This window comes from Trichlorobacter thiogenes, assembly GCF_900167465.1.
Classification (GTDB): Bacteria; Desulfobacterota; Desulfuromonadia; order Geobacterales; family Pseudopelobacteraceae; genus Trichlorobacter; species Trichlorobacter thiogenes.
Genome location: NZ_FUWR01000001.1, coordinates 267122 through 289658, shown reverse-complemented (window position 1 = coordinate 289658; position 22537 = coordinate 267122). Strand labels below are relative to the sequence as shown.

Below are 22537 nucleotides of genomic sequence, written 5' to 3'. Positions count from 1 at the left end.
CCGCAGCTCTGCATCTCTGCGTTAAGCTGTTAATGCTTCAAACATAGTTTATTTTCACAACAGATGGAGTTGAGGAAGAGGGGTTAAATGCCCCCGCTGCCCCGCAGCCGTGAAGGGAACGAACGTCCAACCCAAGTCAGTTCCGTTTTCAGTTTAAGGATGATGGCAAGACGGCAAGGAGGAGGCGACGAAGGCGTACTACAAAGTACGTTGAGGAAGCCGACGACGAAGCCAACGCAGCCAGCGCCTTAAAATGGAAGCGGAGGGTACAGCCACTGGGAAACTGGGAAGGCGGACTAGTAGGGTGCCCATACCGGGACATAAAAACGTCGAGAGGAAGGCTGGATGGAACACAACGACCGAGGCATACCAAGCTAGGTAGCCGAGGGAGTGAGCACCGCGCAACGCAGTAGACAGCCTCCGCAACAGTTTTTGATGACCCGGTTAAGCCGGAAGACCGCTCCATCTGAATAACCCGAGGGAGGTAGCAGTAGATGAAACGCAGTAGACAGAAGTATGCGGTAGCATTGGGGCTGGTATTGGCAGTCTGTGGATCTGCAGTGGCAGAGGAAAAGACCACACAACTGGGTGAGGTGGTGGTTACCGCCACCCGTGATGAGGTGCCGATTGAGCAGGTGGGCAGCTCGATAACCGTGGTCACTGCCAAGGAGATTGAGCAGCAGCAAAAACGGACCGTGGCCGATGCACTGCGGATGGTGCCGGGGCTGGATCTGGTCCGCACCGGCAGCTTTGGCGGCACCACAGCCGTGTTCATGCGTGGGGCCAAATCAGAGCATACCCTGGTGCTGATTGACGGCATCGAGATGAATGACCCCTCTTCCAGTGGTGGTGGCTACAACTTTTCCAACCTGACCACCGACAACATTGAGCGGATCGAGATCCTGCGTGGTCCACAGAGTACCCTCTACGGCTCCCACGCCATCGGCGGGGTGATCAACATCATCACCAAACGTGGCGATGGCAAGCTGAAAGGTTTTCTGTCTGCAGAGGGCGGTTCCTTTGCCACGGCACGGGAAAACGCCGGTATCAATGGCGGTACCAACCTGCTGCAGTACTCGCTAAGCGTTTCCCGGCTGGACACGGGTGGTGTTTCTGCAGCAGCTGAGCGTTACGGCAACACAGAGCGGGACGGTTATCAGAACACAGCAGTGGCCGGACGACTGGGCATTACGCCAACCAGCAATTCGGAGATCGACCTGACCCTGCGTTATGACCGCTCCCGTACCTCGGTTGACAACGGCGGCGGCGCGGGTAAAGACGACCCGAACCACATCATGAAGTCAGACGAACTGTTTTTCCGCAGTCAGGGCTGGTTATCACTGTTTAACGGGATGTGGGATCAGAAACTGGGGGGTATCGTTCAGTGATATCAGCTGGCGTGATGACAATGACCTCGATAATACAAACTTGGAAATTCTTCGCAGTTCGTTCCATGGCCAGAGCGTCAAACTGGATTGGCAGCATACCCTGAAACTGCACAAAACAACCACTCTGGTGCTTGGCATTGAGACATCTGAAGACAATGCCAAAACTGACTCTTATAGTAGTTTATGGGGGACTAATAATTTTGATGAAAAATTTGCCCGCACCACCGGTGTCTATCTGCAGGATCAGCTGAATCTGTTCGATGCCTGGTTCTCCACCTTCGGTGTTCGGGTGGATGATCACAGCAAGTTTGGCACTGAGGCCACCTACCGCTTCACCACTGCCTACCTGATCAAACAGACTGACACCAGACTGAAGGGCAGCTACGGCACTGGCTTCAAGGCACCTTCGCTGTACCAGCTTTATTCAAGCTACGGCTCACCGGACCTGAAACCGGACAAGAGCATCGGCTGGGATGTTGGTGTAGAGCAGGGTCTGCCATTTATGAAGACCACCCTGGGGGCCACCTGGTTCAGAAATGAATATTCACAGATGATTGATTTTGATATGAACACCTATAAATATAACAACATTGCCAAGGCGCACACCCACGGGCTAGAGCTGACCGCCGCACTGCAGCCGGTGGATGACCTGACCTTCAAGGTGTCCTACACCTATCTGGAGACCAGGGATGACATCAGCGGCAAGCAGCTGGTACGCCGCCCCAAGAACAAGGCAAGCTTTGACATCAACTACAGCTTCCTGAAAAAGGCGAACGTCAATCTTGGGTTGGTCTATGTGGGCACTCGCTATGCCAATGCTTCAAACACCCAAAAGATGAAAGACTATCTGCTGGTGAATCTGGCTGGTTCCTACGATATTACCAAAAATCTGCAGGTTTTCGGGCGTGTCGACAACCTGTTTGACCGCCAATATGAAGAGGTGGCCGGTTATGGCACCCCCGGCATTGGTGCCTATGGCGGCGTAAAGGTATCGTTTTAACTGATGAAAAAGCTATGTCTCTGCATAAGCTGCCTTATCCTGCTGGTGGCGCTCCCCGGTTTTGCCGGGGAGCCGCCCAGGCGGATCGTTTCGCTGGCACCCAGCCTGACCGAGATGGCCTGCGCGCTGGGGTTGGAGAAAAATCTGGTGGGGGTAACCACCTTCTGCGACCGGCCAGCCTCGATCAAAGGCAAGCCTACCGTGGGGGGACCGGCCAACCCGTCGTTGGAGGCGGTGCTGAACCTAAAGCCGGATGTGGTGCTGGTGGATGAAGAGGGAATCGGCTCCAAGCTGGCTAAACGGCTGCAAAAACTGGGGATCAGGACGGTCACCTTCCACGGTTCCCGTCTGGACAAGCTGGCACCGGCAGTCAGGCAATTGGGTAGCGATCTTGGGGTACAACAACCGGCAAACCAGTTGGCAAGCCGGATTGAGCAGTCACTGAAACCGCTTAAAACCACTTCGCCGGTCAAGACCATGTTTGTGATCTGGCCAGACCCGCTGGTGGCTGCCGGTCCCGGTTCCATGCTGGATGATGCCATGAAACTGTCCGGTATGAGCAACATCGCCAGTGATGCCCGTTCCGGTTATCCCCGGCTTTCACTGGAGGCGGTCATCACCCGCAACCCGCAGCTGATCATTGCAGGCCAGGGGGAAAAACTGGCCGGACCGATGAAGCGGATGCTGGGGCACCTGAATTCACTGGATACTGTCAAACAAGGCCGGGTCTGCATGGTCAGCGATGCCCTCTACCGCCCCGGCCCCCGCATCCCGGAAGGGATCGCTGAGCTGAGGCATTGCCTGGAACTGGCTCATAAAGGCGGTAAACCATGAACCTCCAAAACTGTTTCAGCCGCGAAAGAACGCAAGGAACACAAAGATCTTATTGGTGTTTCAGTATTGTTTTGGGTTACTGCTTTGCCCGACTGTTTTTATTTTATAACAAGTTGTTTTCTTTTAACTCTTTGCGATCTTTTGCGGCAATCTACCGTTTTAGGTGTTGTTATCCATGAAACGCCATCCCCTGTTCATCATGCTGGGCTGCCTGGGTGTGGTCCTGCTGCTGTCGCTCTCCCTTGGTCAACAGACCATTAATCCCTTTAACCTTGACCCGTTGCAACTGAAGATCGTGCTGGATCTGCGCCTGCCCAGAATTGTGGTGGCGTTGCTGATGGGGGGCTCACTGGGTGTGGCCGGAGCGATTCTGCAGGGGGTCTTTCGCAACCCGTTGGCTGATCCCTATGTGCTGGGCACCTCCAGCGGTGCTGCCCTGGCCGCTGCCTTTGGACTGCTGGCAACCCAGGGGACCGGGGTTTGGCTGGTGCCGCTGCTGGCACTGACCGGAGCCCTGGTCACCAGTGCTGTGGTGGTCTCCTTGGGACGGGATGCCTGGGGGGTACGAGCAGAGCGCTTACTACTTGCCGGGGTGGGGATCGGCTTTTTCCTGTCTGCCATCCTGATGCTGGTCATGTCCCTGGCCCAGGCCGATGGGGTCAAACGGGCCTTGCTCTGGATGGCCGGTGATCTGGCCGCGGCAGACTGGTCAGTGGTGCCAATGGCCAGCCTGTTGATGTTATTCGGCTTTGTGCTGGCACTGGCCCGGAGGCGGGGCCTGAACGCCCTTGCCCTGGGGGATGAAGTGGCCTTTGGCCTGGGCCTGGAGCCGGGACGGGAACGGACCCTGCTGGTGCTGGCAGCCTCCTTGCTGACTGCTGCATCGGTAGCCCTGGGTGGCATTGTCGGGTTTGTGGGGCTGATGGTGCCCCATGCCGTGCGTGCCCTGGTGGGTGCTGATGCCCGACGGGTGCTGCCGCTGTCTGCCATTGGGGGCGGCATGCTGCTCTGCCTGGCTGATACGGTCGGCCGCAGCGTACTGCCGCCGGTGGAGATCCCGGCCGGGGTGGTCACCGCCCTGATCGGCGCCCCCTGGTTTCTGATCATGCTGCGCCGGGCCACCAATGGAGGTATGCGATGAGCAGCCTCAGGTTTGATCAGGTCTGTTTCAGCTACGGCAGCGCCCCCTGCGTGGTGCAGTTTTCCTGCAATCTGGCCAAGGGTGAACTAGTGGGGCTGATCGGCGCCAACGGCTCCGGCAAATCCACCCTGCTACGGCTGGGCGCTGGTTTACTGACCCCCACAGTTGGGCAAGTTCAGCTGGATGGCAAACCGGTCCGTTCCTGGAAGGGTGAAGAGCGGGCTACCCGTCTTGGCTACCTGCCCCAATCCATTGAAGCGCCATTACCGTTTCGTGTGGGTGAACTGGTGGAGATGGGCCGTGCTGCAGCCCGCAAAGATCATCTGCTTTCCTGCAAAGAAGTGCTGGCTGCGGTGGGGTTGGAAGGGCACGAACAGACCCCGCTGGCCCAGATCAGCGGCGGCGAACGACGGCGGGCCTTTATTGCCATGATCCTGGCTCAGGGGGGTAAGACCCTGCTGCTGGATGAACCGCTGGCCGGGTTAGACCTGCGCTACCAGTATGAACTGCTGACCCTGCTGCGGTCACTCTGCCAGACCCACAACCTGACGGTCATGATTTCACTGCATGACCTGATCCTGGCCCGCAATCTGGATCGCCTGCTGGTGATCCGCCAGGGGCAGCTACTGGCCGATGGGCTGCCAACAGAGATACTGACTCAACAACTGGTGCAGCAAACCTTTGATCTTGATCCGGGCTTTCAGGTGGCGGGGATTGGCGGGTAAGGAGTGAAGGGCATGAACTGACCCATAAAAAAGTCAGTCAAACCCAGTTATCCTTAAAACGGCAGTTACTCACGCGGAGCCGCGAAGCTCGCGGAGAAAATCATGTAGTTACCTAAAATCAAGGATCAGCCCTGCAGGTGAAACAATAACATGCCGTAACCATACGATTTTACTCTTCGCGTCTCCGGGGCTCCGCGTGCGACTGCTTTTTCTAGGGTTATTCCAGTCATTGTCTCGTAATTAGAGGAAGGTATTCGCAGCGGCGGCTTCAGGCATGTATTCGCTCATGGCTACTGGCACACTAGCATTCAGGAACTGTTCGACATTCTTCGCCTTTTCTTCGGCAATTTTCTTTTCTTCTTTTTTAAGCAGCTGCTCAAGGTCTGGAAAAGCTCTTTTTAACAACGCTTTAGTTTCGTCCGGCAGGTTATCAAAGAGGATTTTTAGTGACAGCTTGTCCTGATCAGAAGAACCGCTCTCACCGCTTGGGTCCATGATCTTTCTGATAACAGTTTTTAACCTCTCCAGCTCGGCCCGCACAGGACCGTCAGCCACCTGCTTATTGGTATCGGAATTGCCGAGAACACTGTAGTCGATTTTTCCAAACATCAGCATTTTCATTAATGCTAGCAGCTCTTTTGTTGCAGCAGCCTCGTCTTCCTGATCAACCTGTACCGTGGCCGGTTTTACCAGATCAGTTTTATCCGTTTCTGCAGCAGCGCTGTTTTCAGTATTGTGCTTGAGACTTGCCAGGATGGTATCAAAATCTGATTTGCTGGCGGATGTAAAAGAATTGCCTGCCTTGGTTTCCGGCACTGGATTCAAAAATGTTCCAACCGAGCTGACCATATCCGCCTCCTGAAGCATGTCATACATGACATTCATATCGGCTTTTGACGCGCATGGTTTGAACATAATGTGGATGGGGAGAGAGCTGCGGGGCTTAACGGCATAAGCGTAACCAGCCGGTTTATCGGCCGGTCTTGGCGCTGGTTAGCCTTTCTTTTGGATCATCTTACGAACTTCATCGGCCCTCTTTTTCCCTTTCTTGACTTCTCCGCCAAGTATCTGCTCAAGCTGTTTCAGGTTTTTTGAGGCTTGGGCGTCGCCAGAAGCAGCGGCGAACGAAATCCAGGCGTATGCCTCAACATAGTCTAATCTTACGCCAGTTCCTTGAGCGAAAAGTAAGCCATACTCGTTGATGCTTGGGATATGGCCCACATCGGCGGCTTTTTTGTAGTAATGAACGGCCTTGTTCATATCTTGATTTACTCCCTCGCCTTTACGGTAAATCTGGCCCAAGTTAAAAGTTGACTGTAAATCTCCTTTGTTTGCAGCAGCCTCATAATAATGAATTGCCTTCTTCATATCAGGCGCCACACCGTCTCCATTGTGATACATTAACCCAAGGTTTGCTTGCGAGGGACCGTAATTACCTTCTGCGGCCTCTGTAAACAGTGTGACAGCTTTCTTTATGTCCTTTTTCACCCCATGTCCCTGATAATAAAGGGATGCTAGCAAGTGTTTGCCCTTCGGATCATTTTTTTGCGCGGCTTTTGAAAACTCAATTCGTGCCGTGTCAAAATTCCCTGCGTTATATGCTTTTATTCCGTTCTCAAGATCAGCAAAAGCACTCATAGACACTCCCAAAAGCAACGCGGTGAAGATAATAGTTCTCATCTTTCTTCCTTTGTGGGTAACTCTGTATTTACGACACAACCGGAACGCCGCTTAGCCTATTTCCTCCGCCTCTTTTTCCGGTGCCATGTGACTACCCTCCCGTTGCCGTTTCTTCTCTATCCGCAAGGCCAGGATGTAGAGCAGGGCGATCCCGGCTACCAGTATCGGAAGCCCCATTAGTGAGCTCACTATAAGATCGCTGAATGACCATAGAGACAAGAATATAGAGACGGCAACTACAGCGCCTCCCGCAGGCAGTACAATGGTTATGCGGTTCACTAGTGCGCTGCGTATATTGAGCAAAAAACGGGGTGTTTCCCGACCCCACCAGGCAAAGGAGCAGACCCGCATGAGACACCCCAGAAACCATTTGTAGATTCTTAGTGGCAAACGCAGGAACGATTCAAAGGTCGTGTAGAGCGGAATGCCGCAGGTGGCGGCGTTATTCCGGTTGACTCTGGCCGCTTCTGCATCTTCGACAATATCGGCTACCCTGACCACCCATGAAAACATAAGGTAACTGATCCAGTTACCTTTACTGCCGTAGGTGTTGGATACCCGGCAGGCGCCGTTCCAGGCGGTGATCTGGAGACCACCGTACCAGGCGGTTGCCACATCTTCAGTACCCATCAGATAGCCGAGCCGTTCTGTCGCGTCATGCATGGCCAGCCACGTATCCCAGCATTGCAGCAATGGGGGCGCCTGTTCAGCATCACCATCAAAAAAATGGTCCGCCGATTCTTCCAGTTTCTGAAAAAGGCGGCTGCGAAGCCGGATTACAAGCGTTCCCACCAGGGTTTCCCGCCATTCCTCCCAATTTTCAAGTAGCTCCTCCGGTAAGCCGCCGGTTGCTACTGCAACTAACTCCTCCAACTCGGCCAGCAGTTCTTCGGGGATCGCATCAGCAACACCATGGGAATCCCGCGCGCCGACTTCCATGCCACGGGCAAGGGTGGCGGCATAACTCTCACTGGTGAACGTCGATTGCCATGCTGCAGCAATACTAAGCACCTGTGCCAATTCAATCGGCCTGCCTTCGGCAGCATCATTCAGCAAACGCAAATGCGCAATCTGGAAGGTCTCATCAGGCGGTGTTACGGTCTGAACATCAGAAGATTTCTGCGGTGACAGCAATGATCGCAGATACGGAAAGGTGGCCAGACGGCATGGCGCAATGATCCAGTACAGCACCAGCAATGCCCGGTTACAGCTGCCGGTCAGGTGGCCCCTGGCCAGTAATCTGAGCAGAGGCATACTGCGTCCCGCACCGAAGGCAGCGCAGTTGTCAACCGTTCCCTAGGCACCGCGCCGGGCGGCATGCAGGGCAAACTGTTCAAAGGCAAAGATCCGTATCAGCCGGGGAACTTGCGAGCGCCGGGGCAGCAGGTTAAAGGAATGTCTGTAGTTTCCCGCTTTTTGCGTGTCGCCGGAGATCTCTGCATACAGGGCGTCTGCTGCAACTGCCCAGGCATCAAGGTCTCCCTGTGGTTCCTGCTCGCCCAGCATAAAAAAAACGCGGAGTCTTTTCTTCAGCGTTGAAGGTGGAGGCTTTGTGGCGCTGGGATCATGTCCACGTGATGCCTCAACCAGACGGCCAAAACCGACCAGGTCAGCCTTTCCCTTGCCAGGCGTAAACCAGAAGATAAACCGTGCGGGAAGTGAATGCCCCAGATGACGCAGTACCCGCCATGCCAGCCAGGGCGGTACGCAACGAAGCAGTATGATGGGGATGACGATATAGACAAGGAACGATGCGATGTCACGAAGCCAGCTGGAGCGGATTTGATCCAGATAGGACTGGCAGTACACCATGGTCGTGTAGGTAACAATAAAAAATAAGACCACCGTGTAGACCGATACAATGATGGTCCGAGATGAGATTTCCTGTCCGGCCAGTATGCTTACAGGGCTTGTTGTCTCCTTGTTTTTAAAAAATCGGCTGAAGAGATACATAATGAGCAGGATCGCGCCAATGTTCATGGCTTCCTCCAGGCCCGTGCCCACCATTCATGGATCAGCCGCCGGTCTGGATCGCGCAGTTCTGCAATCGCCTCGCGCACCAGTTCTTCAGACAGGGAACGGGTACCAAGTGGCGTTTCGTACGAGGCGGATTCAGACATGCCTGCCGCTAGCATCATCAGGATTTTCTGCCCCTGGCGCTCAATCTGCTCAATGCCCGCATCAACCGGAAGTGAAAGCACAAGAAACGGATTGGCCAGATGCCGCCGCAGCATATTTTCTGCAGCAAGATTCTTTTCAGGCATTAATGCACTCCAGAACCGTAACTTTTGCTTCGTTCTTCTTCTGTACCGGGGAAAAGGGGATACAGCTGCCGATTGATGGCCCGCAACGCATCGCGGTCACGGTTGCTGGCTGCACCACGGCCCTTGTTGATCAGCTCTGTTGCGCGGGGCAGATCGGTGGCAAGGGTGATATTTTCCACATACCATTCAAAATCATAATAGACCGATTCTGGATTGCGGTTTACTGCCGCCAGGGTTACCGCTTTGATCGACTTGACCTGTCGATCAAGTTCAAGGGCGTCCGCTGTCTGAAGTGCTGTAGAAGCTTTTTCCATGGCCTGGTCAAGCAAGCGCTGCTCTGCAGGTGTCCCCCAGCCCGACACCCACGCCATCGCAATCTGGATCTGTTCGTTCGCCTCATTAACCAGTTGCGGCCACTCGAATGCTTCTTCTGCAGCATCAAGCGCTGAGTCTATTTCGTTCAGCAAACGATGCAACCGCTGCTGCGCATCAGGGTCGTCACCACGAGCTGATTCAATGCAGCGGCGAGCCTCCAACATCAGCCCCGGCACTGATTCCAGTATTTTTACTGCTGATTTTTCGCCGCTGGAAAACCCTTTACGCAGCAGATCAGCCGAGCGCTTTTCAGTCGATGCCAGCCCCTGTTCCAGCGTTTCAAGTGTGGCGGTTGGGACCAGAATATGGACAATGTTTTCAAAGCTCTGGCCGATTGAGGGAATATCAGCCCGGGCCTGCATCTGCCCGGAGCGGTCAAGATGGAGCGTGACCTCCATACGGCTCCCCGCTGGTAAGGTTTGCTTCACGCCACCAATGGTCAGGGTGCCGATCAGTCCGTTGCGGTGGGCGCGGTGGAATTCTCCCTGAATAATGGGAACCGAGAGCAGGTCTTCTGCACTTCCCGCCACTACCGTTCTGATGGTCTGGTGGGCAAAGGTTTTGCGCGCAGGAAGGGCCGTGCCTTTCTTGAAATAGACATGCACGGTGTCGTCGGAGAGGGCAACGCCCACTGATCGTGACAGCGGCGGGTCTGCAATGGAAACCCCATGCACAATAGCGAAATCAGGCGCTTGAATCGGGATAGGCGCACCGGTCTCACTGAATGCGCTAAGGTGAAAGAGATTCCGCACATGTCTCTGAAGCTGAAGCTGCAGGACAAAGGTTCCTTCGGCGGTGACTGTTGCTTCAGGGGTGCTAAACTGGCTATCATCCCGTTTAATAAGGACTTTTGCCGGCAGCAATTCGTCCGGTCCGGGAATGAAGCGCCCAACCACAAACGGTTCGGCATCGGCGGTAACAGGCGGGTATTCAACCCGGACGGCAAGCCCGGCAGGCTGCTGCGCTGCCGGTTCGTTTGGCCGGGCATCAAGACCGGCGGTTGCCGCATAGAGCGCTGCCCCCCGTGCAACAATAGTCATTGGATCAATACCTTCGGCGATTCGACCACCAAAAGCATCGCCTATCCGTTGCCGCAACAACGGTGTCAACGTTGGGCCACCAACAAAGACAACATGAATGATTTCGTCCGGTGTTACTTTTGCCTTTTCCAACAATGCTAAACAGACCGCAAGACCGCGCGCCACCAGCGATTCTATCAGCGCCTCATAATCGGCCCGCGTTATCTCAAGCTCAACCTCCACACTGTTGCCCGCTGCGTCGCGGCACAGTTCCGGCACTGATATCATGGACCTCTGTACACGGGACAACTCAATCTTCGTCTGTTCACAGGCTGCCTTCAACCGGTTCAGAATGGATCGGCTCTCAGGATTGTCACGCCGGACCTCGCTCAGGCCAAACTGTTCATGCAGCTTCGCTAATGCCCAGTCAACCATGGCATTGTCAAAATCCTTGCCCCCGAGAAAATTGTCGCCGCCGTGGTCAACCACTCGTAGCCGCTCATCTTTTGTCTCCAGAAGCGAGACATCAAGGGTGCCGCCGCCAAGATCGAAGATAAGCCACATGCCGCCCAGTTCTTTCCGCCACCCTGCCGCAATAGCGCTTGCAATCGGCTCTTGAATAAGCACCACCTCTTCCAGCCCGGCCAGTTTACCGGCCTGCACGGTGGCATGATTCTGCGGAAGCTCAAAAAGTGCCGGGGTCGAAATGACGGCCTTTTTCGGTTGGTAGCCGAGCAGATCGCTGGCATCGGACAAAAGTGATGAAAGCACCTGTGCTGAAAGTTCTTCAGGCAGAAACGATTGTTGCGCCATCGGAAACTCCAGTTTTGTCTCCGTTCCCATCAGGCGTTTAAACTCACTGCGGGTATTAAGCGGGTCACTTTCCAAAAAACGGTAGGCACGCCGGCCTATCGTGGTACCACCCCGCGGGTCGATTCTGACCACGGAAGGCGTCAGATTTTCACCGAACGGATTGGCAATCACGTTTACGGCCTCTCCGTCAAAGGATGCGATTGTTGAATTGGTCGTACCAAGATCAATGCCGATATACATACTTTTCATAAACAGATGATTCTCCGTATTTTCTTCAATAAAGATGGTGGCAAATCAGGATATTCTCCTGATTAATCGGTATTTTGTTGCCTACTGCATCCGCTTCCCTATCTCTTTAACCCGTGGATTATTAAGCAGCCGTAAAAAGGAAGGATTATTGACCAGCACGCTGTAATCACCTGATTGTACTGCCCGTATGACATTAGGATCGCTCAACAGGGCCTGCATTTCAGGATCATTTTGCAAGGCGCGGATCTGCTCCATCGCCCCTTGATCCTGCAGCATCCGTTCTTTCAGATTTTCTACACCGCTGAAGTCATTACTGCTTTTTGTGGAGCCGGAAGTGGCAGCCGGGCTGGCTGTCGAGGTACTGATCCCCAGCGGTCTGGCGCTCTTGCGGTAGCTGGCCGGAACCTCTGCCAGAGATTCTGAAAAGTGTATTGTGCCGGCACTGTCAGTCCATTTGTAGGTTTCTGCGTGGGCTGCTGTTGCCAGCAGAAGTAAGAACAGGATCAGTTTTTTCATGGGCTATCCTTTAACAGGGCGGTTGGCCTACACCAATACTACCCATAACCATGTAATCATCAAGCTAAAAGTCCGGTTTTAGTGCTGAATCTGCCGCAGACCAGTTTTTACGCACCATTCAGGTTGTCCGTGATACTGTAGCCCACCAACAGACCAAGGAGTATCTGCCAGATGGCATTACCGGTAACCATATATAAGGCAACTATCCAGCTTTCCGATCTTGATCGCGGTATCTATGAAACCCTGCAGGCCACGGCGGCCCGTCACCCGTCTGAGACCGAGGAGCGGTTGGTGGGCAGACTGCTGGCCTATGCCCTGCTGTATGAAGAGGGGCTTGTCTTTACCAAGGGGATCAGTGAGGGGGATGAGCCGGATCTCTGGTCAAAGGCGCCGGACGACCGGATCAGATCATGGATTGAGGTGGGCCTGCCTGATCCTGAGCGGCTGCTGAAGGCCCGGCGGCATGCTGATCAGGTGGCACTGGTTGCCTTTGGTGCAAAGCTGCCCGGTTGGGAACGCCAGCATCTGGACAAGCTGATTAACAGCAGCAATATCACGGTCATCATCCTGGAACAGGAGTTTATCAACCAACTGGTTAGCCGACTTAAGCGTGCTGTTACCTGGTCAATCACCATAACCGAAGGCAACCTCTACCTGCAGGACGGCAACGAGACGTTGGAAACGACACCCAAACGTTATGCACAGGGCTAGCTGATGGTGGAAGATGAACAATACCGGGCTGATGCAACAGAAGAGGGTGTTGAGATCCCGTTGGAACGGATTGATCCAGAGATCCTGCAGGCCCTGCTGGCTGATTTTGTCAGCCGGGAGTGGTCTGAGCTGTCTGATGCCGGTTTTACCCTGGAGGAGAAGATTGAGCAGGTATTGCAGCAGTTGAAGGCCGGACAGGCGCGGATACTGTTTGATCTGACATCAGGAAGCTGGAATATTGTCCCAGTGCAGTAGTTTTATCCTGAAAACGGCAGTTACTCACGCGGAGCCGCGAAGCTCGCGGAGAAAATCAAGTAGTTACCTGAAAACAAGGAATAACCCTACAGATGAAACAGTAACATACCGTAACTAAATATTTTATTCTTCGCGTCTCCGCGCCTCCGCGTGCAACTGCTTTTCTAGGCTTATAACATTACCCCATGTAAATCCCGCTTGTGATACCGCCAGGCAAAGGCGGCGGCCCGCACATACCAATCCACCAGAAACACCCCCCAGACCGCATACAGTGACAGGTGCAGCACCGGCCCGGCGATCCAGGCCAGCAGCACCCGCACCCCCCACATGGTGAGCAACGTCACGATAAAGACGTAGAAGGTATCCCCGGCACCCCGCAGCGAACCGGCATAGACAAAGGAAATTGCCAGCGGAATCTGGGCAAAGGCCACAATCCGCAGAAATACTGAACCTTGCCGGATCACCTCCGGGTCATGGGTAAAGATCATCACCAGATACTGCGGTATCAGCAGAAAAATCAACGCCATGACCCCCATCACCACCAGGGCCAGCCGTAACGCCTCGACATGGCTAACGTGGGCACGCTGGTATTTCTTTGCCCCCAGCGACTGCCCCATCAGAGTGGCGGCAGCGATCCCCATCCCGGCACCGGGCATAAAGGAGAGCGATTCAATGGAAAGTCCGATCTGATGGGCAGCATAGGCGGTGGTGCCATAGGCGATCACCACGCTGGAGTAGACCAGCTGGCCGGATTGCTGGGCCACCCGTTCCAGTGCCACCGGCCAACCCACTTGCCAGATCCTGCTGAACAGCTCCCGATCCGGCAGCCCGATGGTCAGGTAGCCACGCCGGAATGCCTGCCAGAGCAGATAGGAGCAACCGATGAATTCCGAGCAGTTAATGGCGATTGCCGCCCCTTTAACCCCCAGTGCAGGCATCCCCAGTTTGCCGTAGATCAGCGGCCAGGCCAGCAGTACGTGCAGGATGTTAACCAACAGAATCCCTTCCATCGGGGTGCGGGTATTGCCCACGCCGTGCATAATGGCCGAGAGGATGTTGACCCCGGTGGTCCAGACCAGCCAGAGAAAGACCAGCCGGATATACTCATGGGCCAACCGCTGTACCTCTGGCGCTGCCCCCATCAGACGAGCCAGCTCACCACCGCCATAGGCCCCGATCAGCGAAACGATCGCAGTCAAACCCAGGCAGAACAGCACCGCAGTACCGGCAGCCCGCCTGGCATCTTCGTGTCGGCCCGCACCGGTCAGGTGGGCGATCACCACGGTGGTGCCGGTGGACAGCCCCCAGAATATTGTCATTATGCAGAATATTTGCAGTTGACCAAGCCCGGTGGCGGCAATGGCCGAGGCCCCCAAGCCACCGGTCAGAAAGATATCAACAATGGCAACCAGACGTTGAAACAGGGAAGAGAGCAGCACCGGCATGGAGAGCCGGAAGACCGAACAGCGGATTGAGGCAGGTTTACCATCCAGACAGGGGAATATGCGGCGCAGCAGGGCAGACATGGGGAGAACTGTAGCCCCTGATGACAGGAGGCGTCAATAAAAAGGGCGGGATCAGCTCGATCCCGCCCTTTCTGGTTGTTATGCGTCAGGCCAGGTTACTTGGTATTATCAGTGCCCCCACCCAGTGCGGCATGGGCTGCTGCCAAACGGGCGATAGGCACCCGGAATGGTGAGCAGGAGACATAATCCAGGCCGATCTTGTGGCAGAAGATGACCGATTCAGGATCACCGCCATGCTCGCCGCAGATTCCCAGCTTGATGTTGGGACGTGTGGAACGACCTTTTTCGCAGCCCATCTTGACCAGTTGACCGACGCCGTTCTGATCCAGGGAGACAAACGGATCTTCCGGCAGAATGCCTGCATCCACATAGAACGGCAGGAACCGACCGGCATCGTCACGGGACAGACCAAAGGTGGTCTGGGTCAGGTCGTTGGTGCCGTAGGAGAAGAACTCTGCCTCAACCGCGATCTCGTCAGCGGTCAGGGCTGCGCGGGGCAGTTCGATCATGGTGCCGATCAGGTACTCCAGCTTAACGCCATATTGGGCAATCACTTCATCGCAAATCTTAACGGCGTTGGCCTTCAATACGGCCAGCTCCTTCACGGTGGCGATCAGCGGAATCATGATCTCCGGTACAATGGAGAAGCCTTCATTTTTAACTAACTCACAGGCAGCTTCCATGATGGCCCGCACCTGCATGTCGTAGATCTCAGGATAGGTGATCCCCAGACGGCAGCCACGATGGCCCAGCATCGGGTTGAACTCATGCAGGAACTCCACCTTGGCCTTCAGGGTCTGGGCCGGAACCTTCATGGTAATGGCCAGTTCGTTGATATCCTTATCTTCCTGGGGCAGGAATTCATGCAGTGGCGGATCAAGCAGACGGATGGTAACCGGCAGCCCCTTCATCTCACGGAAGAGGCCAATAAAATCGCCCTTTTGCATTGGCAGAATCTTGGCCAGCGCCTTCTCACGACCCTCAACATCAGCAGACAGAATCATCTCACGCACGGCGGCGATCCGCTCAGCCTCAAAGAACATATGCTCGGTACGGCAAAGGCCGATCCCTTCAGCGCCAAACTCACGGGCCACCTTGGCATCGTGGGGGGTATCGGCGTTGGTGCGGACCTTCAGCTTACGGAACTGGTCAACCCAGACCATCAGCTTGCCAAAGTCACCGGTCAGTTGCGGCGGTACGGTCTTGACTTCACCCAGCATAACCTGTCCGGTGGAGCCGTCCAGGGTGATCATATCCCCCTTTTTAACCACAACGCCGTCTTTGGCAACAAAGGACTGATCGGCATAGTTAACCTTGATATCGCCGCAACCGGCAACGCAGCACTTGCCCATGCCACGGGCAACCACAGCAGCGTGGGAGGTCATGCCGCCACGGGCGGTCAGAATGCCCTGGGCCGCATGCATGCCGTGGATATCTTCTGGTGAGGTCTCGATCCGAACCAGAATCACCTTCTTGCCGTTCTTGGCCAGTTCTTCTGCCTCATCAGCAGTAAAGACAACCGTACCACCGGCAGCGCCGGGGGAGGCAGGCAGACCTTTGGCGATCACCTTTTTCTCCGCCTTGGGATCAAGGGAGGGGTGCAGCAGCTGGTCAAGCTGTGAAGGAGCCACCCGCAGCACAGCGGTCTTTTCATCAATCAGCCCTTCCTGCACCATATCAACGGCAACCTTGATGGCAGCGGTGGCGGTCCGCTTGCCGTTACGGGTCTGGAGCATGAACAGCTTGCCCTTTTCAATGGTAAACTCGATATCCTGCATATCCTTGTAATGCTTCTCAAGAATGTTTCTGATATCAGCCAGTTGCTTGTAGCATTCAGGCAGCACGTCTTCCATGGAAGGCAGGTCGCCCGGCTTTTTCTGGTGGTTGTTGATCGGCTGCGGTGTGCGGATACCGGCCACCACATCCTCGCCCTGGGCATTGACCAGATACTCACCATAGAAGTAGTTGTCGCCGGTGGAGGGGTCACGGGTAAAGGCCACGCCGGTGGCGCAATCCTCGCCCATGTTACCGTAGACCATGGACTGCACGTTAACGGCAGTGCCCCAATCAGCCGGGATGTTGTTCAGCTTGCGGTAGGTGATGGCGCGCTGGTTCATCCAGGAACCGAACACCGCGCCGATGGCGCCCCACAGCTGCTGCTTGGGATCTTCAGGAAACTCTTGTCCAAGGTCTTGCTTGATCTTGGCCTTGAACTGGGCCACCAGATCCTTCCAGTCTGCAGCGGTCAGATCGGTATCCAGATGGACATTTTTCTCTGCCTTTTTCAGCTCCAGCAGATGCTCAAGGGCATGCTTATCCATCCCCATCACAACATCGGCATACATCTGTACAAAGCGGCGGTAGGCATCATAGGCAAAGCGCTCATCGCCGGACTGGGCAATGATCCCCTGTACTGTTGTGTTATTCAGACCCAGATTCAGGATGGTATCCATCATGCCGGGCATGGAGGCCCTGGCGCCGGAACGGACCGAAACCAGCAGCGGGTTTTTGGCATCACCAAAAACACGGTCCATAATCGCTTCAACCTGCTTCAGGTTGGCTTCAACTTCATCATTTAACGAGGTTGGATAGGTTTCGCCATTGGCATAATAGTAGGTACAAACATCGGTGCTGATGGTAAAGCCCGGCGGCACCGGCAACCCGATGCTGGTCATCTCGGCCAGGTTGGCCCCTTTGCCGCCCAACAGATTCTTCATGTCGGCCCGGCCTTCAGCCTTGCCATTCCCGAAAAAGTACACGTACTTCTCTGCCATTGCGTCCTCCTTGAATTAGATCGGTTTTACTATCCATGAAAAGGTTTTATTATTAGTATAATCAACAACTTATAGAATCTATACGATTTGCGGCAAATTCTCAAGCCTTTATTGTACCAGAAAATAAAAGGGGCGCACGTAGCGCCCCGCAACTAATAACCCTTGAAAATAGCACGGCTATTTACAGGAGTTAATGGCCTCATCAAAGATCTGCTTACTTGAGGCGGATTCAGTATTGGCAGACAATTTGGTAAGTTCAATGGATGAATATTTACCCACCAGATAGGTGCCCACGCAGTCACATTTAGCCTTGGCCTGATCCTCCTTGAGGCCGCCCTTCTTGGCACTTTCGGTACAGGATTTAACAAAACTGGTCTTGAAGGAGTCTTTAAAACTCTTTTCATACGTCTCTTTGGTTTTACCGCAGCCAGCCAGCATCAGCAGTGCCATACCGCAAACAATCAGTGCTCCAGCTTTCATTTAATCCTCCTCAAAATGACGTGATGGCACAACTGTACCGTGGATTTTCATAAAAGCAAGTGCTAGCGCTTTCTTAAAATACGCTTGTCACCAACCCGGATAGTCAGCTTTTCATTATCAAAGAATTCAAGCAGTGGAATCATAAACTTGCGTGAAAGCCCGGTCAGCTCACGAAATTCAGCAGGAATGATTTCGCCCTTTGCCTTGAGATGACTGGTCAACTGATCTCGAATACCATCCAACACCTTGGCATCATAGAAGATATCTCCCGAAACCCGTGCCGCCAAACCCTCACGAACCAAGGCTGCCAGGTGATTCCGGACCTCTTTTTCTGTACAACGCAGTGCGTCACCAAGCTCCCTGATGGTGGGCGGCTCAATCCCATGCTCTGCCAGCAGCTTACAGATTCTGGTGCCAAGCCCTGAAGAGTGCGCACCCGTCTGTTTTTTTATCCCAACCGGCCGGACCAACTCCCGGTCGGCAAGCAGTGCGCCCTCTTTTTCCAGCTCTGCCAGCAGCGGGGCAAAAAAACGCTGATCACTGCGCCTGGGGATACGGGTCTTCAACTCTTCCTTGCCGATGCCATTCTTAAGTGGATTGGCCGCAAGATAGCCGGATAACTCATCCACCAGCAACTGCTTCAGGCTGGCAACAGCAGACCTGGCCAGAAAGATACGCGGCTCACGGGTCATCTGTATAATTTCGCCTGTCGTCAACAGCCCCTGCAAAGCGGCCTCAGCCTGCTTGCGGGCAATACCGGAGCGCAGCACGATCTCATCAAATGAGACACCGGACAGCAGTGCCTGGGCAACAATCAGGCCGCAGGTGCGCTGATGTTCTGCTGCATCCAGCGACACCAGCAACCGCAGGGCATCTTCACTGCGCCGTCGGCGCGCCGGAGGAAACGGGTCAAGCACGATGCCGCCGCCAATGGTAATCGAGGGTGAAGTGGCCCGGATCAGGTACGGATCTCCTGACACCAGTAGCAGCGGTTGATCCAACCGTAACTGGGCATAGCCGCTCTGGCCCGGCGGCAGGGCATCATGTTCCAGCAGGATAATCTGGGCGGTGACCTCAGAGGTGCCGGAATGGAACCGTACTGTTGAACGATGTTTCAGGTCACGGCTTGCCGAAGCCAGATGATCCAGCCGCACATCCACCCGGCGGCTGGTGCGGAAGATCCCGGTTGGAACCACCACATCACCACGATGGGCCTGATCCAGATCGATCCCCTGCAGGTTCACTGCCAGCCGTTGACCTGCCTGCCCGACCTCTGTCCTGGCGCCGTGGGCCTGAATACCCCGCACCCGACCGGTGACCTTCCGCGGCAGCAACTCCAGCTCATCGCCCAGCTTGATCTCACCGGCCAGCAGGGTACCGGTTACCACGGTGCCAAAACCGGCCACCGTAAAGACCCGATCCACCGGCAGCCGAAAGGCACCGTCCCGCTTCTTTTCCGCTGCACCCTCAGCCAGACGTGCCAGCTCTGCCTTCAGGTCATCCAGACCGGCCCCTGTTTTGGAGGAAACCGGAATAATCGGGGCAGTCTCCAGAAAGGTACCTTCCACAAACTCCCGCACCTCTTCCTGCACCAGCGGCAGCCAATCCGGCTCCACCATATCGGACTTGGTCAATGCCACCAGACCGGTATGCACCCCCAACAGCCGCAGGATATCCAGGTGTTCACGGGTCTGGGGCATGATCCCCTCGTCCGCAGCAATCACCAGCATCACCAGATCCATGCCGGCCACACCGGCCACCATGGCCCGCACAAACTTCTCATGGCCCGGCACATCCACCACGCCAAACTCAATCCCACCCGGCAGCTGCAGGTGGGCAAAACCCAGCTCAATCGTGATGCCACGGGCCTTCTCTTCCTTCAGCCGGTCGGTATCAGTACCAGTCAGTGCCTTAACCAACGAGGTCTTGCCGTGGTCAATATGTCCGGCTGTGCCGAGGATCAGGTGTTTCATGGTTTGGTTCCGTTCAGATACTCCGCCAGAATTAGACGGCTATGCTCATCATCATGACAATAGACGCAGAGATTTTCCCAGTTTGAACCATTGGGGGGATTATTGTGGTGATTACCGTCCTTGTGGTGGACGGTCAGCAGTTGCAGATTTTCCCGTTCAAATTCCCGGCCACACTTGGCGCAGATCCAACCGTGGATCTTGAGGGATTGCTCGCGGTAGTTGGCATTAGTGGGTTTATTACCTGATTTCAGTTGATTGACCAACTGACTGAGTTCTTCAGCAGAAGGGAGTTTACGGGATTGGGGACGACGCGGGGGCATGATCAGGCTCCACTACGGGAAAAACGGTAACCCACCCCGCGCACGGTCAGGAAGTGGGTCGGACGGGTCGGGTCTGGCTCAAAATACTTACGCAGCCGCACCACAAAGTTGTCCAAGGTACGGGTCTCGGTGTCAGAGCTGTAACCCCAGACCGATTCCAGCAGTTCACCACGGGGAATCACCTGTCCTTCCCGCTGAAAGAAGAGTGACAACACCCGCACCTCCATCTCGGTCAGATCGATCTCGCCCTGGGCGGTCTTGGCCCGATAAGAGAGCAGGTAGGCCTCGTTGACACCAAACTGGTAGCCTTCTTCCACCGGATCAGGACGGTACCAGGAGGAACGGCGCAGCATTCCTTTGACCCGCAGCAGAAACTCGGCCAGGTTAAACGGCTTGGTCAGGTAATCATCCGCGCCACTCTCAAGACCACTGACCCGGTCCACATCTTCAGAGCGGGCGGTGAGCATCAGGATCGGCACCCGTGAATCAAGCTCCCTCATCTCCTTGCAGACCTGAAAACCATCCATGCCGGGCAGCATCACATCAAGAATAATCAGATTGCAGCGTTCCACTCGCAACGCCTCCAGCGCAGTCTCGCCCCGGTCAAAATGGCTGACCACATAGCCATCAAGCTCCAGGTTAAAACAGATCCCCCGTGCCAGATGCAGCTCATCTTCCACCAGCATGATACGTGGTTTGTCATCACTCATACCGTAACGCCTCAATCGGGTTCAGACCGGCAGCCTTGCGGGCCGGATAGAAACCAAAAAAGATCCCCACGGCGCCGGAAAACAGCACGGCGACCGTAATGGAAAGGGGGGAAATCAGGGTAGGCCATGAGAGGATACGGGATACCACCGTGGCGCCGCCAGCCCCGAGGGCGATACCAATCAGGCCGCCCATGACCGTTAAAAGTACCGCTTCAGTCAAAAATTGCAGCAGGATATCGTTCTTTTTGGCCCCAATCGCCATTCTGATGCCGATCTCTCGGGTCCGTTCCGTGACCGAGACCAACATGATGTTCATAATACCGATACCACCAACAATCAGGGAGATGGAGGCAACCGCCCCCAGCAGCAGTGACATCGCCTTGGAGGATTGTTCTGCCACGGCCAGTATTTCTGAGAGGTTACGCACCGTAAAATCAGGTTCTTTGCTATTACTGGTGCGATGACGCTGGTTCAGCAGGTCATTGATCTCTTTTTCAGCCTTGGGAAGCTGTTCTTCGCTCTTGGCCTTAACCAGAATGGAACCGACCGTGTCCGGGAACTGGCTGCCCATCAATTTACGCTGGGCCGTGCGTAGCGGCACAAAGATCACATCATCCTGGTCAGTGCCCTGGGGCGATTGCCCTTTCCCCTCCAGCACACCGATCACCGTAAACGGCACCTTCTTGATCCTGATCATCTTGCCCAGCGGATCTTCTGCGCCAAACAGGTTCTGGGCAATGGTACGGCCGATCAGACAGACCTTGGCAGCGCCATCATTGTCCGAGCTGGTAATGCTGCGTCCAATGGCTGGCGGCCATTCACGGATGATAAACAGCTCCGGCGTGGTGCCCATCAGCAGGGTGGACCAGTTCTGGTTGCCGTAGACGATCTGGCCGGAGCTGCGCACCACCGATGCGGCAAGGTCAACCGAAGGGCATTCGCTCATCATGGCCCTGGCATCATCTGCCTTCAGGGTCTGCACCCCACCGCTACCGGTACGCAGACCACCACTGGTCATGGAACCGGGCAAAACCAGCAGGATATTACTGCCGATACTGGCTATCTGCTGCGAGATGACATAGCTGGCGCCGGAACCGACCGCCATCATGGCGATCACCGCCGCAATGCCGATAATGATCCCCAGCATGGTCAGGAAGGAACGCATCTTGTTGATCCGCAAGGCCCGCAGGGCGATGCGCAATGCCTGGATAACGTTGCTCATGGATGGAAGGGGATCGCCAGTTGCCGGGCAACGGCCTGAAAACATTCAAGGGCCGGGACACTGTACTGGATCAGGATAATCCGGTCAAAATCGCCGGATTGGGCGGCCAAAAGTGACTCCTGCAGGGCAATGGCCGCACCCTGTTTCATGGGATAGCCAAACACCCCACAACTGATGGCTGGAAAGGCGATACTGCGAATAGCGTGCTGACGGGCCAGCGCAAAGCTGTTCCGGTACGATGCCGCCAGTAGCTCCGGCTCGCCCTTTGTCCCGTCGGTCCAGACCGGCCCTACGGTGTGGATCACAAACCGGGCAGGCAGGTTGTACCCCTTGGTAATGCGCGCTTCGCCAGTCGGGCAGCCCCCCAGGCTGGCGCATTCCTGCACCAACCGGGGACCGGCAGCCTTGTGGATGGCACCATCCACACCGCCACCACCCAGCAGGGTGTTATTGGCAGCATTGACAATGGCATCAACCGCTAATGTGATGATATCGCCCTGGATGATCTCTATGATTGCGGATGGCATACCTGTATTCCTCATCGTGTAATAGCGACAGCATA

The 22537-nt window shown here is 55.2% G+C and carries 22 protein-coding genes; 7 read left to right on the top strand and 15 right to left on the bottom strand.

Features of this window, described 5'->3' with window-relative positions; genetic code table 11:
- Positions 1–494: 494 nt before the first annotated feature.
- The 5 genes from B5D39_RS01375 (at position 495) to B5D39_RS01355 (ending at position 5088) form a co-directional block, all read left to right on the top strand.
- Positions 495–1388, top strand: a complete 894-nt coding sequence (locus B5D39_RS01375) for a TonB-dependent receptor (protein WP_078788589.1) — start codon at positions 495–497, stop codon at positions 1386–1388.
- Positions 1360–2388 (top strand): TonB-dependent receptor domain-containing protein, encoded by a 1029-nt coding sequence (locus B5D39_RS01370; RefSeq protein WP_078788588.1) that lies wholly within the window; start codon positions 1360–1362, stop codon positions 2386–2388. The genes B5D39_RS01375 and B5D39_RS01370 overlap by 29 nt, the downstream gene beginning before the upstream one ends.
- A gap of 3 nt (positions 2389–2391) precedes the next feature.
- On the top strand, positions 2392–3222 hold the full coding sequence (locus tag B5D39_RS01365; protein WP_078788587.1) for an ABC transporter substrate-binding protein: 831 nt from the start codon (positions 2392–2394) through the stop codon (positions 3220–3222).
- Positions 3223–3397: 175 nt separating this feature from the next.
- A complete protein-coding gene (locus B5D39_RS01360; RefSeq protein ID WP_078788586.1) occupies positions 3398–4363 on the top strand; it encodes a FecCD family ABC transporter permease in 966 nt (321 codons plus the stop codon).
- On the top strand, positions 4360–5088 hold the full coding sequence (locus B5D39_RS01355; protein ID WP_078788585.1) for an ABC transporter ATP-binding protein: 729 nt from the start codon (positions 4360–4362) through the stop codon (positions 5086–5088). The genes B5D39_RS01360 and B5D39_RS01355 overlap by 4 nt, the downstream gene beginning before the upstream one ends.
- A gap of 240 nt (positions 5089–5328) precedes the next feature.
- Here B5D39_RS01355 and B5D39_RS01350 read toward each other — a convergent pair whose 3' ends face one another.
- The 7 genes from B5D39_RS01350 to B5D39_RS01320 all read right to left on the bottom strand — a co-directional run bounded on the left by B5D39_RS01350 (position 5329) and on the right by B5D39_RS01320 (position 12004).
- Entirely contained in the window at positions 5329–5937 is a 609-nt protein-coding gene (locus B5D39_RS01350; protein ID WP_078788584.1) for a hypothetical protein, read from the bottom strand.
- 144 nt (positions 5938–6081) lie between these two features.
- The gene (locus B5D39_RS01345) at positions 6082–6768 is read right to left on the bottom strand and encodes a tetratricopeptide repeat protein (RefSeq protein ID WP_078788583.1); all 687 of its coding nucleotides are present in this window, start codon (positions 6766–6768) and stop codon (positions 6082–6084) included.
- A 51-nt stretch (positions 6769–6819) separates the two neighbouring features.
- Entirely contained in the window at positions 6820–8022 is a 1203-nt protein-coding gene (locus B5D39_RS01340; RefSeq protein ID WP_078788582.1) for a hypothetical protein, read from the bottom strand.
- Between the two features lie 42 nt (positions 8023–8064).
- The gene (locus B5D39_RS01335) at positions 8065–8748 is read right to left on the bottom strand and encodes a hypothetical protein (protein WP_078788581.1); all 684 of its coding nucleotides are present in this window, start codon (positions 8746–8748) and stop codon (positions 8065–8067) included.
- Positions 8745–9032: a hypothetical protein gene (locus tag B5D39_RS01330; RefSeq protein ID WP_078788580.1), complete on the bottom strand. Its 288-nt coding sequence runs from the start codon at positions 9030–9032 to the stop codon at positions 8745–8747. Before B5D39_RS01330 ends, B5D39_RS01335 begins: the two co-directional genes overlap by 4 nt.
- Positions 9032–11488, bottom strand: coding sequence for an Hsp70 family protein (locus tag B5D39_RS01325; protein ID WP_078788579.1), 2457 nt, complete (start codon positions 11486–11488; stop codon positions 9032–9034). The genes B5D39_RS01330 and B5D39_RS01325 overlap by 1 nt, the downstream gene beginning before the upstream one ends.
- Before the next feature lie 81 nt (positions 11489–11569).
- Complete coding sequence (locus tag B5D39_RS01320; protein ID WP_078788578.1) at positions 11570–12004, bottom strand: DUF4124 domain-containing protein; 435 nt, start codon at positions 12002–12004, stop codon at positions 11570–11572.
- A 171-nt stretch (positions 12005–12175) separates the two neighbouring features.
- On the opposite strand from B5D39_RS01320, the gene B5D39_RS01315 reads away from it, so the two are divergent.
- Both B5D39_RS01315 and B5D39_RS01310 read left to right on the top strand, forming a co-directional pair.
- Positions 12176–12715: a YaeQ family protein gene (locus tag B5D39_RS01315; protein ID WP_078788577.1), complete on the top strand. Its 540-nt coding sequence runs from the start codon at positions 12176–12178 to the stop codon at positions 12713–12715.
- Between the two features lie 3 nt (positions 12716–12718).
- On the top strand, positions 12719–12970 hold the full coding sequence (locus B5D39_RS01310) for a YheU family protein (RefSeq protein ID WP_244161319.1): 252 nt from the start codon (positions 12719–12721) through the stop codon (positions 12968–12970).
- Between the two features lie 170 nt (positions 12971–13140).
- Here B5D39_RS01310 and B5D39_RS01305 read toward each other — a convergent pair whose 3' ends face one another.
- The 8 genes from B5D39_RS01305 to B5D39_RS01270 all read right to left on the bottom strand — a co-directional run bounded on the left by B5D39_RS01305 (position 13141) and on the right by B5D39_RS01270 (position 22502).
- A complete protein-coding gene (locus tag B5D39_RS01305; protein WP_078788576.1) occupies positions 13141–14496 on the bottom strand; it encodes an MATE family efflux transporter in 1356 nt (451 codons plus the stop codon).
- 95 nt (positions 14497–14591) lie between these two features.
- Positions 14592–17270 carry a pyruvate, phosphate dikinase gene (gene ppdK / locus B5D39_RS01300; protein ID WP_078788575.1) on the bottom strand — a complete coding sequence of 893 codons (2679 nt, stop codon included), beginning with the start codon at positions 17268–17270 and terminating at the stop codon, positions 14592–14594.
- 177 nt (positions 17271–17447) lie between these two features.
- A complete protein-coding gene (locus B5D39_RS01295; protein ID WP_078788574.1) occupies positions 17448–17750 on the bottom strand; it encodes a hypothetical protein in 303 nt (100 codons plus the stop codon).
- A 62-nt stretch (positions 17751–17812) separates the two neighbouring features.
- On the bottom strand, positions 17813–19723 hold the full coding sequence (gene selB, locus B5D39_RS01290; RefSeq protein WP_078788573.1) for a selenocysteine-specific translation elongation factor: 1911 nt from the start codon (positions 19721–19723) through the stop codon (positions 17813–17815).
- Positions 19720–20043, bottom strand: a complete 324-nt coding sequence (locus B5D39_RS01285) for a YajD family HNH nuclease (protein ID WP_078788572.1) — start codon at positions 20041–20043, stop codon at positions 19720–19722. The genes selB and B5D39_RS01285 overlap by 4 nt, the downstream gene beginning before the upstream one ends.
- 2 nt (positions 20044–20045) lie before the next feature.
- Positions 20046–20753: a response regulator transcription factor gene (locus B5D39_RS01280; RefSeq protein ID WP_078788571.1), complete on the bottom strand. Its 708-nt coding sequence runs from the start codon at positions 20751–20753 to the stop codon at positions 20046–20048.
- Positions 20746–21975, bottom strand: a complete 1230-nt coding sequence (locus B5D39_RS01275; protein WP_078788570.1) for an ABC transporter permease — start codon at positions 21973–21975, stop codon at positions 20746–20748. Before B5D39_RS01275 ends, B5D39_RS01280 begins: the two co-directional genes overlap by 8 nt.
- Complete coding sequence (locus B5D39_RS01270) at positions 21972–22502, bottom strand: O-acetyl-ADP-ribose deacetylase (RefSeq protein ID WP_139366640.1); 531 nt, start codon at positions 22500–22502, stop codon at positions 21972–21974. Before B5D39_RS01270 ends, B5D39_RS01275 begins: the two co-directional genes overlap by 4 nt.
- Positions 22503–22537: the final 35 nt, after the last annotated feature.

What these genes read in the sequence shown, in the direction of transcription:
- B5D39_RS01305 (WP_078788576.1), bottom strand. Translation starts at nt 14,496, where the DNA reads ATGTCTGCCCTGCTGCGCCGCATATTCCCCTGTCTGGATGGTAAACCT.
- B5D39_RS01340 (WP_078788582.1), bottom strand. Translation starts at nt 8,022, where the DNA reads ATGCCTCTGCTCAGATTACTGGCCAGGGGCCACCTGACCGGCAGCTGT.
- B5D39_RS01350 (WP_078788584.1), bottom strand. Translation starts at nt 5,937, where the DNA reads ATGGTCAGCTCGGTTGGAACATTTTTGAATCCAGTGCCGGAAACCAAG.
- B5D39_RS01325 (WP_078788579.1), bottom strand. Translation starts at nt 11,488, where the DNA reads ATGAAAAGTATGTATATCGGCATTGATCTTGGTACGACCAATTCAACA.
- selB (WP_078788573.1), bottom strand. Translation starts at nt 19,723, where the DNA reads ATGAAACACCTGATCCTCGGCACAGCCGGACATATTGACCACGGCAAG.
- B5D39_RS01275 (WP_078788570.1), bottom strand. Translation starts at nt 21,975, where the DNA reads ATGAGCAACGTTATCCAGGCATTGCGCATCGCCCTGCGGGCCTTGCGG.
- B5D39_RS01285 (WP_078788572.1), bottom strand. Translation starts at nt 20,043, where the DNA reads ATGCCCCCGCGTCGTCCCCAATCCCGTAAACTCCCTTCTGCTGAAGAA.
- B5D39_RS01295 (WP_078788574.1), bottom strand. Translation starts at nt 17,750, where the DNA reads ATGAAAGCTGGAGCACTGATTGTTTGCGGTATGGCACTGCTGATGCTG.
- ppdK (WP_078788575.1), bottom strand. Translation starts at nt 17,270, where the DNA reads ATGGCAGAGAAGTACGTGTACTTTTTCGGGAATGGCAAGGCTGAAGGC.
- B5D39_RS01360 (WP_078788586.1), top strand. Translation starts at nt 3,398, where the DNA reads ATGAAACGCCATCCCCTGTTCATCATGCTGGGCTGCCTGGGTGTGGTC.
- B5D39_RS01270 (WP_139366640.1), bottom strand. Translation starts at nt 22,502, where the DNA reads ATGCCATCCGCAATCATAGAGATCATCCAGGGCGATATCATCACATTA.
- B5D39_RS01280 (WP_078788571.1), bottom strand. Translation starts at nt 20,753, where the DNA reads ATGAGTGATGACAAACCACGTATCATGCTGGTGGAAGATGAGCTGCAT.
- B5D39_RS01320 (WP_078788578.1), bottom strand. Translation starts at nt 12,004, where the DNA reads ATGAAAAAACTGATCCTGTTCTTACTTCTGCTGGCAACAGCAGCCCAC.
- B5D39_RS01355 (WP_078788585.1), top strand. Translation starts at nt 4,360, where the DNA reads ATGAGCAGCCTCAGGTTTGATCAGGTCTGTTTCAGCTACGGCAGCGCC.
- B5D39_RS01365 (WP_078788587.1), top strand. Translation starts at nt 2,392, where the DNA reads ATGAAAAAGCTATGTCTCTGCATAAGCTGCCTTATCCTGCTGGTGGCG.
- B5D39_RS01345 (WP_078788583.1), bottom strand. Translation starts at nt 6,768, where the DNA reads ATGAGAACTATTATCTTCACCGCGTTGCTTTTGGGAGTGTCTATGAGT.
- B5D39_RS01335 (WP_078788581.1), bottom strand. Translation starts at nt 8,748, where the DNA reads ATGAACATTGGCGCGATCCTGCTCATTATGTATCTCTTCAGCCGATTT.
- B5D39_RS01375 (WP_078788589.1), top strand. Translation starts at nt 495, where the DNA reads ATGAAACGCAGTAGACAGAAGTATGCGGTAGCATTGGGGCTGGTATTG.
- B5D39_RS01310 (WP_244161319.1), top strand. Translation starts at nt 12,719, where the DNA reads ATGGTGGAAGATGAACAATACCGGGCTGATGCAACAGAAGAGGGTGTT.
- B5D39_RS01315 (WP_078788577.1), top strand. Translation starts at nt 12,176, where the DNA reads ATGGCATTACCGGTAACCATATATAAGGCAACTATCCAGCTTTCCGAT.
- B5D39_RS01330 (WP_078788580.1), bottom strand. Translation starts at nt 9,032, where the DNA reads ATGCCTGAAAAGAATCTTGCTGCAGAAAATATGCTGCGGCGGCATCTG.